This window comes from Sphingomonas qilianensis (assembly GCF_039614825.1).
GTDB lineage: Bacteria > Pseudomonadota > Alphaproteobacteria > Sphingomonadales > Sphingomonadaceae > Sphingomonas > Sphingomonas qilianensis.
Window position 1 is genome coordinate 214,226 of sequence record NZ_JBDIMF010000007.1, and the last position, 14,698, is coordinate 228,923.

Genomic DNA, 14,698 nt, shown 5'->3' on the forward strand with positions numbered 1-14,698 from the left:
GATCAGCGCTGCAGTGCCCGTGTTGCCGATCGCCTGATCGGCAACACCTCTCGTCGGAGTAGCTGTCATGAACCGTAGCATCGCCCTTGGGCTCGGCTCGTTCGCCATCACCATCCTGGCCCTGATCGGCCAGCAAGCCGCCTTCGCCACCCCCTTCTGCTAGATCGGCTCAGGCGGGCAGCGCCCCGCCGAGCGGCCTTGCCGCCGCGTTGTCACCGCGCGAATAGGTGCCGACCAACAATCCTGACCCCAGCACATGCCCGGCCATCGCCTGCAGCAAGGCGGCGCGGCCTGGCGTCTCGCCCGGATCGGCGACCGCCGCGTCCAGCGCGAACAACTGGAAGGCGTAGGAATGATCGCCATGCCCGGTCGGCGGATCGGGCGGCAGCCAGCCTTCGGCGAGATAGGAAGTGCGCCCGACATCACCGTGCAGCGCCTGCCCCGCGCCATCGGCGCGGATCGCGCCTTCCTCCAGCCGCCCGGAATCGGCGGGCAGGCCCCAGACGATGGCATGGACCAGCGGCGACCGCGCCGGCGCATCGGCATCCTCGACCAGCAGGGCCAGCAGCGCCGTGCCCTCGGGCGCCGGGCCCCATACCAGCGGCGGCGAGACGCCCGCGCCATCGGCGGTGAAGCGCGGCGGCAGGCGGCCGCCATGGCCGAACGCCGGGCTCGACAGCTCGATCGTTGCGGCACCGTGCAATTCGGGCTGCGCGATGGCCAGGCTGTCGGCACCGGCGCGCACGCCCTGCAGCGCGGTGCCGAGCCATTGGGGGACATGTTCCAGCATGGGCATTCTCCTGATCTGTCTTTGCCCAAGCGCGGCACGCCGGGCCGAGTTCCGAATCCCCGCGCCATGCGGCGAAATACAGCCTATATAGATGCCTCGGGCATGCCGCCCGGCAAGGAAACGGCCATGGCCAAGAGCCAGAAAAAGTCCAACAAGGAAGTGCGCAAGCCCAAGGCGGAAAAGGTCAAGACGATCGCCGCCAACAGCTCGACCAAGAACAAGACGGTCGAGATGGTCACGATCAAGAGCTGATCCATGACGCAGGACGACGACAGCTTCGTGTATGACGAAGCGAGCGGTGAATGGATCAGTGCGGCCGACGTTGCGGCGGAACCCGCCGGGGGCGTCGTCGTGCGCGATTCGGTCGGTAATGTACTGGCCGATGGCGACCAGGTGACGCTGATCAAGGATCTGACCGTGAAGGGCGCGGGGCAAACGCTCAAGCGCGGCACGCTGATCAAATCGATCCGCCTGACCGGCGACGCGCAGGAGATCGATTGCCGGTACGAGGGCATCAAGGGCCTCGTGCTGCGCGCCGAGTTCGTCAAGAAACGCTGAGTGCTGACGGTACCCGACGCGTGGCAGGCGGCGCTGGCGCACGTCGATCTGGCGCCACTGGAGCGTTTTCTGGGCGACGAGGCGACGGCGGGCAAGCAGATCTTCCCGGCGGCCGACGACCGCTTCCGCGCGCTGACGCTGACCCCGCCCGACGCGGTGCGCGTCGTGCTGCTCGGGCAGGATCCCTATCACGGCGCGGGGCAGGCGCATGGCCTGTCCTTTTCGGTGCGCCCCGGCGTGCGCACGCCGGCCTCGCTGCGCAACATCTACAAGGAACTGGACGGCGATCTGGGCATCCCGGCCGCGACGCACGGTTTTCTGGAGCATTGGGCGCGGCACGGCGTGCTGCTGCTCAACACCGTGCTGACGGTGGAGAGCGGCAAGGCGGGATCGCACCGCAAGCGTGGCTGGGAGGCGTTCACCGATGCGGTGATTGCGCAGATCAGCGCGCAAGGAGCACCCAGCGTGTTCATGCTATGGGGCAATCCGGCGAAGGAGAAAGCGGTGCTGATCGACGATGTGGCGACGGGCGGGCGGCATCTGGTGCTGAGCGCGGCGCATCCTTCGCCGCTGGCGCAGGGCAAGTTTTTCGGCTCGCGGCATTTCTCCAAGGCCAATGCGTTTCTTGAGGCCGAGGGTCGGGGGACGATCGACTGGGCGTTGCCGCCGCTATGAGCCTCGATCGGTTCATCGATGCGCAGCGCGACGTGTATGACGACGCGCTGGCCGAGCTGCGCGCGGGGCAGAAGCGCAACCACTGGATGTGGTTCGTGTTTCCGCAGATCGCCGGGCTGGGGCTGAGCTCGACCGCACAATATTATGCCATCGCCGATCTGGCCGAGGCGCGCGCGTATCTGGCGCATCCGCTGCTCGGCGCGCGGCTGTCGGCGTGTGTCGATGCGATGCTCGGCCATGCCGGGCGCTCGGCCGAGGCGATCCTCGGCGGGATCGATGCGGTGAAGCTGCGCTCGAGCTGCACGTTGTTTGAGGCGGCCGGTTTAGAGGCGGGGGGCGGCGATGGGCGGTTCGGGCAGTGCCTCGATGCATTCTATGCGGGCGAACGCGACGCGGCGACGCTGCGACTGATCGGCTAGGCTAGAACAGGCGTCCGCCATTGGGGACCGGCGCCGAGGGCGCGATCAGCACGACCTTGCCGGCGGCATCGGGGAAGCCCAGGGTCAGCACTTCGGACATCATCGGGCCGATCTGACGCGGGGGGAAATTGATGACCGCGGCGACCTGCCGGCCGGGCAAGTCCTCCAGCGTATAATGGTCGGTAATCTGCGCCGAGGAGCGCTTGATGCCGATCACCGGGCCGAAATCGATCACCAGCCTGAACGCCGGTTTGCGCGCTTCAGGGAAGGGCAGCGCTTCGATGATCGTGCCGATGCGGATATCGACCTTGAGAAAATCGTCGAAGCCGATGGGGTCCGCCGCGCCGGCCGCCGCATCGTGCGACACGTGCATCAGAAATTCACGTCGTCATAATGCGCCGGCGGGGCGATGCCTTCCATCCGCTCGGACAGGAGCGGGCGGAAGCCCGGGCGGCTTTTCATGCCGGCATACCAGCGCGCGGTTTCCTCATGATTTTTCCAGTCGATCCCGCCGAGATAATCGGTGACGGAAATCTGCGCCGCGGCGGCGAGATCGGCAAGGCTCATCGTCGTGCCGCCGATCCAGTTATGATGGCCGAGCAGATAATCGGTATAATCGAGATGGCGGACCGCGGCCTTCATCGCCTCGCGCAGCGCCTTGGAATCGGGCGATTCCTTCGTAACCAGCCGCTTGATCATGCGCTCGTGCATCAACGGAGCGGTGATATCGGCATAGAATTGCGTATCGAACCACGCGACCAGCCGGCGGATTTCAGCGCGGTTCTGCGCCGTGCCGCTGATCATTTGCGCCTTATCGACGGTTTCTTCGAGATATTCGCAGATCGCCATCGAATCCATGAGCAAAATCTTGCGGCCCGGATCGATCAGCAGCGGCACCTGCCCGGCCGGGTTCATATCGAGAAACTCGTCGCGCCGCTCCCATGGCGATTCGCGCACCAGATCGTAGCCGACGCCCTTTTCGCCCAGCAGCAGACGCACTTTGCGCGAGAAGGGACAGAGCGGGAATTGATGAAGTTGCCACATGTTGGTCTGTTAGGCGAAGGCGCCACGGGCCGATAGAGCCGCGGGGCGGGAAATTCGGCGGTGCCTGGCGACTATTGGCCGCCCTGCGGCGCGCTGGTCGCGGCATCCAGCGCCGCGGCGCTCATGGCGAATAAAGCGCGGAGCTTCGCGGCGGTGACGGCAAGTTCCCTCTGCATCACCGCTGCATCCTTGGCGGTGCGCCCGGCGAGCGCCACGGCGCCGCGCGTACGCTGCTGCAGGCGACGATCGAAATCAGGATCGCCGCGGCGCGCGAGATCGTGCAGCGTGTCGTCGGGACGCACCTTATCGGTATAATGCGACAGCGGCCCGACGCGGGTGTCGAGGATCGTGCCGGCAAAGGCATCGAGCACCGTGGCGACGCCCGCCTGGACCTGCGGATCGGCGAGCGCCTGGGCAACCTGATCGACCGTTGGGGCGGTGCGCTCACGCGCCGCGGCGGGGCTGGCGACGACCAGGGCTGCCGCCAAAGATACCAGGGAGATCAGTCGCATGACGCGGGTTTCCAGAGTCAGTGGGTCCGCCCGCGATAGCATGAAACGATGCGGCGGGCGAGCCGGATGGCCAATCTCGTCGTCATCCCAGCGCACGCTGAGATCTCACGCGGCGTCGTCGGGACGGGAGCCGCACGAGACCCCAGCTTTCGCTGGGGTGACGGGTAGGCATGATTACTCCGCGGCGATGACCTGCAAGCTGTCGTCGAGCGGCTGGGGCAGGCGGCTGAGCATTTCCTTGGGCACGATCTGCCAGAAATGCTCGATCGCCCGGCCCCAGTCATCCAGCAGCGCGCCCGACCATTTGCTGTCCGTCGCGGCATGGTGCGCGCGGACCAGCCCGAGCAGCACCGCTTCCCAGTGCATTGAGGACAAGCGGTTCCAGACGATGCTCTCCGGGTTGGCGCGGCGCGCAAAACTGCCCTCGGCATCGTACACAAAGGCCATCCCGCCGGTCATCCCGGCGCCGAAATTGGCGCCGACCTCGCCCAGCACAACCGCCACGCCGCCGGTCATATATTCGCAGCCATTGGCGCCGCAGCCCTCGACCACCACGGTCGCGCCCGAATTGCGCACCGCGAAGCGCTCGCCGGCCTGGCCTGCCGCGAGCAGGCTGCCCGAGGTGGCACCATACAGCACGGTATTGCCGATGATCGTGTTATGCTGGCTGGCCAAGGTCGCGCTGACCATCGGGCGCACGACGATCTTGCCGCCGGACAGGCCCTTGCCGACATAATCGTTGGCGTCGCCAAACACTTCGAGCGTGATGCCCTTGCACAGGAATGCGCCAAGGCTTTGCCCGGCCGAGCCCCGCAGGCGGACATGGACATGGCCGTCCGCCAAGGTCGACATGCCGAACTTGGTGGTGATTTCGCTCGACAGGCGCGTGCCGACCGCGCGGTGCGTGTTGCGCACCGAATAGGTCAGCTGCATCTTCTCACCGCGGCTGAACACCGCGGCGGCATCGCGGATCATCTGCGCATCGAGGCTGTCGGGCACGTCGTTGCGGAACGTGCCGAGCGAGAAGCGGCGCTGGCTGTCATCGGCATCGACCTTGGCGAGAATCGGGTTGAGATCGAGATCGTCGAGATGCTCCGCGCCGCGACTGACCTGGCGCAGCAATTCGGTGCGCCCGATCACCTCGTCGAGGCTCTTGAAGCCCAGCCGCGCAAGGATATCGCGCACTTCCTCGGCAATGAACGTCATCAAATTGATGACCTTTTCGGGTGTGCCGGTGAATTTCGCGCGCAACCGTTCGTCCTGCACGCACACGCCCACGGGACAGGTGTTGGAATGGCATTGCCGCACCATGATGCAGCCCATCGCGACGAGGCTGAGCGTGCCGATGCCGAATTCCTCCGCCCCCAGGATCGCGGCGATGACGATGTCGCGCCCGGTCTTCAATCCGCCATCGGTGCGCAGTTTGATGCGGCCGCGCAGACCATTGAGCGTCAGCGTCTGATTGACTTCGGACAGGCCCATTTCCCACGGCGTGCCGGCATATTTGATGCTGGTTTGCGGGGACGCGCCGGTGCCGCCGACATGGCCGGCGATCAGGATCACGTCGGCATGGGCTTTTGCCACGCCCGCCGCGACCGTGCCGATGCCGGCCGAGCTGACCAGCTTGACGCAGACGCGGGCGCGCGGATTGATCTGCTTGCAGTCGTAGATCAGCTGCGCGAGATCCTCGATCGAATAGATATCGTGGTGCGGCGGCGGGCTGATCAACGTCACGCCCGGCGTCGCGTGGCGCAGTTTGGCGATGAATTCGGTGACCTTGAAGCCGGGCAATTGCCCGCCCTCGCCGGGCTTGGCGCCCTGCGCCACCTTGATCTCGATCTCCTCGCACGAGCCCAGATATTCCGCGGTAACGCCGAAGCGGCCCGAGGCGATCTGCTTGACGCCGGAATTGGCATTGTCGCCATTGGCATAGGGCTTGAAGCGGGCGACATCCTCGCCGCCTTCGCCCGACACCGCCTTGGCGCCGATGCGGTTCATCGCAATCGCCAACGTCTCGTGCGCCTCGGGGCTCAGCGCACCGAGCGACATGCCCGGCGTGACGAAGCGCTTGCGGATCTCGGTGATCGCCTCGACCTGATCGGGCGCGATGCCTTCATCGGGGAAATTGAACTGCAGCAGATCGCGCAGATAGATGGGCGGCAATGCCTCCACGCCGCGTGAGAATTGCAGATAGGTCGAATAGGAATCGGTCGCCACCGCGCTTTGCAGCAGATGCATCAGCTGCGCCGAATAAGCATGCGTCTCGCCCGAGTGCCGCTGGCGATAGAAACCGCCGATCGGCAGATGGACGACGGCATTGTCATAGGCGGCATCATGCCGGTCGGTCGCGTTGACGAACAGCGAGGCATAGCCCTCGCCCGAAATCTTCGCCGGCATGCCGGGGAAGAAATCGTTGACCAGGCTGCGGCTCAAACCGACCGCCTCGAAATTATACCCGCCGCGGTAGGACGAGATCACCGCGATGCCCATTTTCGAGATGATCTTGAGCAGCCCCTCGTCGATCGCCGTGCGATGCCGCTGCAAACATGTGTCGAGCGTGAGATCGCCGAACAGGCCGCGCTCGTGCCGGTCGGCGATCGAGGCTTCCGTCAGATAGGCGTGCACCGTGGTCGCACCGACGCCGATCAGCACGGCATAATAATGCGTATCGAGGCATTCGGCGGTCTGGATGTTGATGCTGGCATAGGAGCGTAGGCCCTTGCGCACGAGATGCGTGTGCACCGCCGCCGCCGCCAGCACGCCGGCGATGGCGATGCGATCCTCGCCGACATTCATGTCGCTCAAGAACAATTCGCTCTTGCCCTGCCGCACCGCCTGCTCGGCCTGGGTGCGGATCCGCGCGATCGCGCTGCGCAGCGTCTCGGGCGTGCCGCCGGTTTCGAACGTGCAGTCGATCTCCGCCACCTTGGAACCGAAGAATGCTTTCAGCCGCAGCCAGTCGGCGCCGGTCAGCACCGGCGATTCGAGCACCAGAACGCCATCGCGGCGCTCATCGGTATCGAGGATATTGCCGAGATTGCCGAACCGCGTCTTGAGCGACATGACATGGCGTTCGCGCAAGCTGTCGATCGGTGGGTTGGTCACCTGGCTGAAATTCTGCCGGAAGAAATGGCTGATCAGCCGCGGATTGTCCGACACGACGGCGAGCGGCGTATCGTCGCCCATCGAGCCGATCGCTTCCTTGGCGCCCTCCACCATCGGCGAGAGGATCAGCTCCATATCCTCCAGCGTCTGCCCGGCGGCGATCTGGCGGCGCGTGAGATCGGCGCGCGGGAAGCGCGTCACGGCATCGCCCGGCGCTGCCGGCAGATCGTCGATGGCGAGGAAATTGCCCACCATCGCGGCATAATCCGCTTCGCCGGCGATCTTGTCCTTGACCGCGCGATCCTTGAACAAGGTGCCGGTCTCAAGATCGACCGCGATCATTTCGCCCGGCCCGAGCCGGCCTTTTTCCACCACGGTCGATTCGGGCACCACGACCATGCCGGTTTCGGAGCCGACGATGAGCAGCCCGTCGCTGGTCAGCGTATAACGCAGCGGGCGCAGTGCGTTGCGGTCCATCCCGGCAACCGCCCAGCGTCCGTCGGTCATGGCCAAAGCGGCGGGGCCATCCCACGGCTCCATTACCGAGCCGAGATATTTGTACATGTCGAGATGCGCCTTGGGCATCTCGCCCTTGGGGCCCCAGGCCTCGGGCACCAGCATCAGCTTGGCGGTCGGCGCATCGCGCCCCGACCGGCAGATCGCCTCGAACGTGGCATCCAGCGCGGCGGTGTCGGAGGCGCCGGCCGGGATCACCGGCTTGATATCCTCCGAATGCTCGCCGAACGCATTGGCCGCCATCTTGATCTCGTGGCTGATCATCCAGTTCTTGTTGCCGCGAATGGTGTTGATCTCGCCATTATGCGCGAGGCAGCGGAACGGCTGCGCCAGCCACCATTGCGGGAAGGTATTGGTCGAATAACGCTGGTGGAAGATCGCGACGCGCGATTCGAAGCGCTGGTCCTGCAGATCGGGGTAGAAGACCGACAGCGATTCGGCGAGGAACAGCCCCTTGTAGATGATCGAGCGGCAGCTGAGCGAGCAGACGTAAAAGCCCTGGATCTGCGCGGCGATGACGCGCTTTTCGATCCGGCGGCGGACGAGATAGAGGTTCTTCTCGAACTCGGCGGCGCTCTGCTCCTCGGGGAGCGGCCCGGCGATCATGATCTGCTCGATCTCGGGGCGCGTGGTCTGCGCCTTGAGGCCGATGACGGAGACATCGACCGGCACCTGGCGCCAGCCGTAGATCTTATAGCCTTCCTCGATGATCGCGCTTTCCACGATAGTGCGGCACGCTTCCTGCGCGCCCAGATCGGTGCGCGGCAGGAAGATCATGCCGACCGCCAGGCGGTTGGGCAGCGGGCGATGGCCCGAGGCGGCGACCGCATCGTCGAAGAATTTGAGCGGCAGATCGACATGCAACCCGGCGCCATCGCCGGTCTTGCCATCGGCATCCACCGCGCCGCGATGCCACACGGCCTTCAGCGCATCGATCGCCGACTGAACGACGCGGCGCGAGGGCGTGCCATCGGTGGCGGCGATGAGGCCAACGCCGCAGGCATCGGACTCGAATTCGGGGCGATACATGCCGTGCTCGGCAAGGCGGTCGCGTTCGGCGTTCATGTCGGTCATGCCAGCCAGTCCTTCACTATGAGGTAGGTCGCGCGGGGCGCGGGATCGTAACGGTAAGCAGGCGGGTCAGGCCGCCACCTGCTGGCTTGCCGCTTTCGCCTTGAGCCATTTGTGCATCGCCGCCGACACATCGCGCCCGTCGCGGATCGCCCAGACGACGAGGCTCGCGCCGCGGACGATGTCGCCGGCCGCGAACACGCCGTCGAGCGAGGTCATTAGCGTCTTGCCGACGAGCAGCGTGCCCCAGCGCGTCACGCCCAGTTCGGGGGCGCCGAACAATGTGGGCAGATCCTCGGCATCGAAGCCCAACGCCTTGATCACCAGATCAGCGGGGACATCGAAGCCGCCCGCCGGATCGATCTCGGGCGCACGACGACCGCTGGCGTCCGCTGCGCCGAGGCGCATGCGGCTGGCTTTCACGCTGGTCACGCGCTCCGCCGCGGCGAAGGCTTCGGGGGCGGAGAGCCAGACGAACTCGACGCCTTCTTCTTCGGCATTGGCGACTTCGCGCTGCGATCCGGGCATGTTGGCGCGGTCGCGGCGGTACAGGCATTTCACGCTCGCCGCACCCTGGCGCACCGCGGTGCGCACGCAATCCATCGCGGTATCCCCGCCGCCGATGACCACGACATGCTTGCCTTCGGCGTTGAGCGAGCCATCGTCGAACGCCGGAACGGCGTCGCCAAAGCCCTTGCGGTTGGAGGCGGTGAGGAAATCGAGCGCGTCTACCACGCCTGCGCTGCCCACGCCCGGTGCCTTGATCGCGCGCGGCTTGTACACGCCGGTGGCGATCAGCACGCCATCATGACGCTGGCGCAGTTGATCCAGGCTGGCGTCGCGGCCGACTTCGAAGCTCTCGTGGAACACGATGCCGCCCTGTTTCAGGCGCTCGACGCGGCGGGTGACGACGTGCTTTTCCAGCTTGAAGCCGGGAATGCCGTAGGTCAGCAGCCCGCCGGCCCGATCGTAACGGTCATAGACATGCACCTCATAGCCGCGGTTGCGGAGATATTCCGCTGCCGACAGCCCCGCGGGGCCCGCGCCGATGATGCCGACCGACTGGCCGCGCGCCGGACCGACCGTCACCGGCTCGATCCAGCCTTCTTCCCACGCCGTATCGGTGATGAATTTCTCGACCGAGCCGATCGTGACCGCGCCGTGGCCGGAGAATTCGATCACGCAATTGCCTTCGCACAGCCGATCCTGCGGGCAGATGCGGCCGCAAATCTCGGGCATGGTCGAGGTCGCATTGCTCAGTTCATAGGCTTCGCGCAGCCGCCCCTCGGCGGTCAGGCGCAGCCAATCGGGGATATGGTTGTGCAGCGGGCAATGCACCGAGCAATAGGGGACGCCGCATTGCGAACAGCGCCCGGCCTGATCCTCGGCGGCGGGCGGCGCGTAGCGATCGGCGATCTCGCGGAAATCCTTCGCGCGCAATTCAGGCGCGCGCTTGCCCGGATAGGCCTGCGGCGTTTCCACAAATTGAAGCATCGTCTCGGTCATGCGCCCTCGCCCCTCTATCGAGCAGGCGCATAATTGCGTATTCTCGGTAAGTCACGCAAAATTACGTCGTTAGGTAAGGTCTAATTACCTATTTAGCCGTCTTTGGCGAATTGCGTTGTCGAAATCGTCGACCCTCAGCCACTAAACATCCGATTCGGCCCTATCATGCCAGCAAGGCGATGAGCGCAATCGCGCCGGCGACGATGCGGTACCACGCAAACGGCGCGAATCCGTGCCGGCCGACGAACGCGACGAACCAGCGAATCACTGCCAAGGCGACGACGAACGACACGACAAAGCCGATCGCGATCGCGGTGAGATGCGCGTCACCCAGCTCGTGGCGGCTTTTGTACAGCGCCAGCGCAGTGGCACCGCACATCGTCGGGATGGCGAGGAAGAAGCTGTATTCGGCGGCGGTTTCGCGGTCCACGCCAAGCGTCAGCGCGCCCATGATGGTCGCGCCCGACCGGCTGACCCCGGGGATCATCGACAGGCATTGCACGACGCCGATGATCAGCGCGGTACGCCACGGCATCGTCTCTACCGAGCGCGTCGTGACATGCTTCTGGAGCTTTTCGATCAGCAGGATCAGCACGCCGCCGACGATCAGCGCGATCGCCACCACCAGCGGCCCCACCAACGGCGCCTCCAGGACGGCCTTGATCGACTTGTAGGCGATCGCGCCGACCACCGCCGAGGGCAAAAAGCCCAGCAGCACATTGCGCGTAAAGCGGATCGCCGCCGGATCACGCGCGATCAGGCCACGGCCGACCTTCATGAACCGACCCCAGAACAGCACGACCACCGCGAGGATCGCGCCGAGCTGGATGACTATATCGAACGTGGCATCGGCTTGCGGCAAGCCGAGCAGCGCGCCGGCGAGGATCAGATGACCAGTCGAGGAAACGGGCAGAAATTCGGTCACCCCCTCGACGATGCCGAGCAGGACGATAACGATCAGATCATACACGTGGAATTCTCCGTTGTGCCGTTTGGTCGCGCGATATGTTCACGCGCCGTCGGTCACCACGCCGAAGCGCCCCTGGCGGCGATAGCGCACCAGCCAGGCGGGCGCGACCGCGTCGAGCGGCGTCGGCGTGATCCCGAACGCCGCCAGCCCGTCCGCACCGGTCACGACATTGTCGCTCTGCAGCATCTTCCATTGATCCATCGTGATCGGCGCGCCGGGCAGGAAGCCCGCGCGCGCGATCAACGCGCCGGCAATATCCGGTATCTCAATGATGTTCGGCGTGCGCCCGATCGCCTGCGCGATCCAGCGGATCAGCGCGCCCATCGTCAGCACGTCAGGCCCGCCCAGCTCGAAGGTCTGGCCACCGAATTGCTCCGGATCAGCCAGCGCGCGGCCCGCCGCTTTCGCCACGTCGTCGACATAAACGGGCTGGAACTTCGTTCCGGCGCGCAGCACGGGCACCACCGGCGCGCTGGCGATCATCCCGGCGAAGCGATTGACGAACTGATCCTCGCGCCCGAACACGATCGAGGGGCGCAGGATCGTCGCGGTCGGAAAGGTGGCGCGGACCGCTTCCTCGCCGGCGGCCTTGGAGCGGCCATAAGCCGATGACGACGCGGCATCCGCGCCGATCGCGGAGACATGCACCAGCGCGCCGACCCCCGCCGCCGCCGCGGCACGCGCGACATTGCCCGCGCCCTCGGCCTGCACGGCGTGGAAATTGCCTTTTAGCACGCCGACCAGATTGACCACCGCATCCGACCCATCGATCGCGCGCGCGATCGATTCCGGCTTGGTTACGTCGATCGCGGCGAACTGGGTCTGCCCCAGCCCGCCCTGTGTGCGCAGGAACATCGCGCCGCGCGGATCGCGCTGCGCGATGCGCAATCGCGCGCCTGCCTTGAGCAGATCCTGCGCCATATAGCGCCCGAGGAACCCGCCCCCGCCGATCAACGTCACCAACTTGCCGTTCATGCCTGAAGTCCTGCCTAAATTCTGCAAACCCCTTGCCCCACCACCATGCGTGTTGACAAGGCCGCTAACCCACCCCTAAAGCCCGCCGCCTACCCAGTGCCCGGATGGCGGAATTGGTAGACGCACCAGCTTCAGGTGCTGGCGATCGCAAGGTCGTGGAGGTTCGAGTCCTCTTCCGGGCACCATCGCTTCTCAACTAAGATGTTGAAAAGCGTCGATAATATTGGGAATTTAGCATCACCGTTCCCACACTTCTTCCCTCATTGTGTTCCGGTATGTGACGAACAGTGGCGCACGGTGGCGACCTGTTTATTTGCGCGGCTTGACAGCTCAGGTGCCGAGAGCAGTGTGGGCCGATGGCTCACAGTTTTGTTGCTTATATAGATGAGGCTGGCGACGACGGTCTTACCGGAAAGTACCGATCAGCCGGTCGGGGTGGTGGCGCGTCGCATTGGCTGACTATCGGCGCGAGCGTCTGGCGGCAATCACGTGATCTGGACGCTGTTCAATGGGCAAAAGCGATCCTCGCGCAGATGCCGCAACAGAAGCGGTCGAAGCCTTTACACTTCAAGGAGCTCGACCATCCGCAACGGGTCATGGCGATAGACGGAATTTGCGGGAAGCCGATCCGCTGCATAGCAGTTATCGCCAACAAGCCGATCATTCCTGACGGGATGTACCCAGCGAAGAACCAACTTTACCATTATATGTGCCGCTATTTGATCGAGCGTATATCGTGGCTATGCCGCGATCTACGTCCGACAGTCCCCGAGGGCGACGGACGCGTGAAGATAGTTTTCTCCCGCCGCCGGGCGATGAATTACGATGATTTTCAGTCCTACATGCAGCACATGCGAGACCTCGCCGACCCTGAGATCAAAATCCATTGGCCGGTTATCGACGTGCTCGGGATCGAGGCATTCGACCACGGCGCGCGGTTTGGGCTTCAGCTCGCTGATCTTGCAGTATCCGGCCTGACCGCTGCGCTGGAGCCCGACTTCTATGGAAATGTGGAACCTCGATTCGCACGCATGCTCAAGCCCACCGTCTACAATCGAAACGGCAACTATATGAGTTACGGCACGAAGCTGGTGCCGCCCTTAGACAAGCTGCAATTGAACACCCAACAACAGGAATTTACAGCGATTTTTGGTGGAGGTTGAGGCGACCCCCCGGCCCATGTTTGCGATCTCTCGCCTGCAACCTTCCGGATGCTCTGGGGGATTCCGGCGTTGATCGCCTCGCCTTTAAAACTAGTGGCAAGACGCGAAAAAGTCAATGATTCCAGCCGCTTTTCCGACATATGGTTAACCCATTGAAGCGACTCGATTTCTGACGGCCGCAGCTCTTAACTGACAAACATCGCCTCGACGATCGCCTGCATTAGGACGCCTCGAGGCACAGGCACGCTGACCGAAGTATATCCCTGGTTCGCCGCTCGTCGCGTCCCATACAGCCCGATCCACTGCCGTCCATGCTGGCGCCAAGCGCGCTGCAGTGACGGCACTGGCAGCAGCACGCAAGTAGCCGCTGGCGCGTAAGCATAAGCGATGAAGTCGCACGCGAGCGGCTTTTGCACCCAGCCTGGAAGCTGCCGTCTCTCATCCGACCAGCGCTCCAGCAGAACGTCCGGCCAATCCTGCGTGCGGATCTTCTCGTCCACGGTGAAGGTGCGCCCGCAGGCCAGGGTAAGTAGGCGATCGATGCCAGCTCTTTGCGCCCACCCATCTTGCTCGATCGCGACAGCCGACATCAATGTGGGGAAGACCTGCCGGTAGATCGGGATCCACCAGTCTGATCCGTATTGCGCTGACAGATCGTGGCTGTCCTGAAACCGGTGAACACGTGCTAAGCCCGCCGACCGCGATCTGCGGGCGACGGGCCGAGAGGGCTGGGTCCGGGGCGTTGCCGCGGGCCATGGGGCGGGGCTAGTCGTAAGCGTCCTCCTGTTCGCAGTCGTAACTGTCTTCCCAATCCTCGCGCAGATGCTCAAGGTCCGGATCGCCGTCGATCTCGTCCATGCGGTCTATCATGCAGGCGGTGAGCCGGGCCAAAGCGGCACGAGGCAACGAAGGCATTATGCGCAGCAGCCCAGTCGCCGACGGCAAGTCGTTTGGCCTGGACCAACGCCGCTGTCGGGCGCGGCGCCAGCCAACGCGTGCTGGTGCCGGCAGCCTTACCGGGATCGAAGGGTGTGCCATCGTCATGCCCTCCCTGTCGCTGCGAGATGGTAAAGCCGCCAGTGATCCGGACCGTGGCGTTCGCGGTATTCGGCTAGTGCCAGGCGGATCTCGAGGATCGTTGCCGTCGCCTCTATCCCCGCCATGCCTGGAGCATTGAGCTCCAGAAGGTCGGCGGCAACGGGTGGCGGACGCTGTATCTGTTGAGTTTCCATCCTCAAACCTGCCCGACCTGCCGCCGCTCGATCACAGTGCGGACCGCTTCAACGCGTTCCGGGTGCCCGACAAGCTGCGCCATCACCGGGGTCAACTCGTCGGCAGCGCAATCCTGCACGACGAGCCACAACTTGCGGCCGGATGCGAGGGCATAGCCGCCG

Annotated in this window: 14 protein-coding genes and 1 tRNA gene; 6 read left to right on the top strand and 9 right to left on the bottom strand. The window is 64.8% G+C overall.

The features are described 5' to 3' along the window. Positions 1 to 169: 169 nt before the first annotated feature. Complete coding sequence (locus ABC969_RS15580) at positions 170 to 790, bottom strand: YbhB/YbcL family Raf kinase inhibitor-like protein (protein ID WP_345866062.1); 621 nt, start codon at positions 788 to 790, stop codon at positions 170 to 172. Between the two features lie 66 nt (positions 791 to 856). Between ABC969_RS15580 and ABC969_RS15585 the strand changes: the two genes are divergently transcribed. From ABC969_RS15585 to ABC969_RS15600, 4 genes are read left to right on the top strand one after another with little or no spacing between them, the layout of a single operon-like run. Then, entirely contained in the window at positions 857 to 1,042 is a 186-nt protein-coding gene (locus ABC969_RS15585; RefSeq protein ID WP_345866063.1) for a hypothetical protein, read from the top strand. 3 nt (positions 1,043 to 1,045) lie between these two features. Beyond that, positions 1,046 to 1,348 (top strand): alkylphosphonate utilization protein, encoded by a 303-nt coding sequence (locus ABC969_RS15590; protein WP_345866065.1) that lies wholly within the window; start codon positions 1,046 to 1,048, stop codon positions 1,346 to 1,348. Next, a complete protein-coding gene (ung, locus tag ABC969_RS15595; RefSeq protein ID WP_345866066.1) occupies positions 1,349 to 2,023 on the top strand; it encodes a uracil-DNA glycosylase in 675 nt (224 codons plus the stop codon). It begins immediately after the preceding gene. Then, entirely contained in the window at positions 2,020 to 2,442 is a 423-nt protein-coding gene (locus ABC969_RS15600) for a DUF1810 domain-containing protein (RefSeq protein WP_345866067.1), read from the top strand. The genes ung and ABC969_RS15600 overlap by 4 nt, the downstream gene beginning before the upstream one ends. A gap of 1 nt (position 2,443) precedes the next feature. On the opposite strand, the gene ABC969_RS15605 is transcribed toward ABC969_RS15600, so the two are convergent. The 7 genes from ABC969_RS15605 to ABC969_RS15635 all read right to left on the bottom strand — a co-directional run bounded on the left by ABC969_RS15605 (position 2,444) and on the right by ABC969_RS15635 (position 12,141). Next, positions 2,444 to 2,815 carry a tRNA-binding protein gene (locus ABC969_RS15605; protein ID WP_345866068.1) on the bottom strand — a complete coding sequence of 124 codons (372 nt, stop codon included), beginning with the start codon at positions 2,813 to 2,815 and terminating at the stop codon, positions 2,444 to 2,446. Further along, entirely contained in the window at positions 2,815 to 3,486 is a 672-nt protein-coding gene (locus ABC969_RS15610) for a glutathione S-transferase family protein (RefSeq protein ID WP_345866069.1), read from the bottom strand. The genes ABC969_RS15605 and ABC969_RS15610 overlap by 1 nt, the downstream gene beginning before the upstream one ends. 71 nt (positions 3,487 to 3,557) lie before the next feature. After that, entirely contained in the window at positions 3,558 to 3,998 is a 441-nt protein-coding gene (locus ABC969_RS15615; RefSeq protein WP_345866070.1) for a hypothetical protein, read from the bottom strand. 174 nt (positions 3,999 to 4,172) lie between these two features. Next, on the bottom strand, positions 4,173 to 8,693 hold the full coding sequence (gltB, locus tag ABC969_RS15620) for a glutamate synthase large subunit (protein ID WP_345866071.1): 4,521 nt from the start codon (positions 8,691 to 8,693) through the stop codon (positions 4,173 to 4,175). 66 nt (positions 8,694 to 8,759) lie between these two features. Then, positions 8,760 to 10,196 (bottom strand): NAD(P)-dependent oxidoreductase, encoded by a 1,437-nt coding sequence (locus tag ABC969_RS15625; protein ID WP_345866072.1) that lies wholly within the window; start codon positions 10,194 to 10,196, stop codon positions 8,760 to 8,762. 163 nt (positions 10,197 to 10,359) lie between these two features. Then, positions 10,360 to 11,166, bottom strand: a complete 807-nt coding sequence (locus tag ABC969_RS15630; RefSeq protein ID WP_345866073.1) for an undecaprenyl-diphosphate phosphatase — start codon at positions 11,164 to 11,166, stop codon at positions 10,360 to 10,362. 39 nt (positions 11,167 to 11,205) lie between these two features. Next, positions 11,206 to 12,141 carry a complex I NDUFA9 subunit family protein gene (locus ABC969_RS15635; RefSeq protein WP_345866074.1) on the bottom strand — a complete coding sequence of 312 codons (936 nt, stop codon included), beginning with the start codon at positions 12,139 to 12,141 and terminating at the stop codon, positions 11,206 to 11,208. 98 nt (positions 12,142 to 12,239) lie between these two features. Between ABC969_RS15635 and ABC969_RS15640 the strand changes: the two genes are divergently transcribed. Both ABC969_RS15640 and ABC969_RS15645 read left to right on the top strand, forming a co-directional pair. After that, positions 12,240 to 12,326: transfer RNA gene (locus ABC969_RS15640), tRNA-Leu, on the top strand. A gap of 171 nt (positions 12,327 to 12,497) precedes the next feature. Next, entirely contained in the window at positions 12,498 to 13,304 is an 807-nt protein-coding gene (locus ABC969_RS15645; RefSeq protein WP_345866075.1) for a DUF3800 domain-containing protein, read from the top strand. Between the two features lie 185 nt (positions 13,305 to 13,489). On the opposite strand, the gene ABC969_RS15650 is transcribed toward ABC969_RS15645, so the two are convergent. Continuing rightward, positions 13,490 to 13,804 carry a hypothetical protein gene (locus ABC969_RS15650; protein WP_345866076.1) on the bottom strand — a complete coding sequence of 105 codons (315 nt, stop codon included), beginning with the start codon at positions 13,802 to 13,804 and terminating at the stop codon, positions 13,490 to 13,492. Positions 13,805 to 14,698 lie beyond the last annotated feature (894 nt).

Excerpts from the sequence above, each read along its gene's own strand:
- ABC969_RS15580 (WP_345866062.1), bottom strand. The coding sequence starts at position 790 with ATGCTGGAACATGTCCCCCAATGGCTCGGCACCGCGCTGCAGGGCGTG.
- ABC969_RS15585 (WP_345866063.1), top strand. The coding sequence starts at position 857 with ATGCGGCGAAATACAGCCTATATAGATGCCTCGGGCATGCCGCCCGGC.
- ABC969_RS15590 (WP_345866065.1), top strand. The coding sequence starts at position 1,046 with ATGACGCAGGACGACGACAGCTTCGTGTATGACGAAGCGAGCGGTGAA.
- ABC969_RS15600 (WP_345866067.1), top strand. The coding sequence starts at position 2,020 with ATGAGCCTCGATCGGTTCATCGATGCGCAGCGCGACGTGTATGACGAC.
- ABC969_RS15605 (WP_345866068.1), bottom strand. The coding sequence starts at position 2,815 with ATGCACGTGTCGCACGATGCGGCGGCCGGCGCGGCGGACCCCATCGGC.
- ABC969_RS15610 (WP_345866069.1), bottom strand. The coding sequence starts at position 3,486 with ATGTGGCAACTTCATCAATTCCCGCTCTGTCCCTTCTCGCGCAAAGTG.
- ABC969_RS15615 (WP_345866070.1), bottom strand. The coding sequence starts at position 3,998 with ATGCGACTGATCTCCCTGGTATCTTTGGCGGCAGCCCTGGTCGTCGCC.
- gltB (WP_345866071.1), bottom strand. The coding sequence starts at position 8,693 with ATGACCGACATGAACGCCGAACGCGACCGCCTTGCCGAGCACGGCATG.
- ABC969_RS15625 (WP_345866072.1), bottom strand. The coding sequence starts at position 10,196 with ATGACCGAGACGATGCTTCAATTTGTGGAAACGCCGCAGGCCTATCCG.
- ABC969_RS15635 (WP_345866074.1), bottom strand. The coding sequence starts at position 12,141 with ATGAACGGCAAGTTGGTGACGTTGATCGGCGGGGGCGGGTTCCTCGGG.
- ABC969_RS15645 (WP_345866075.1), top strand. The coding sequence starts at position 12,498 with ATGGCTCACAGTTTTGTTGCTTATATAGATGAGGCTGGCGACGACGGT.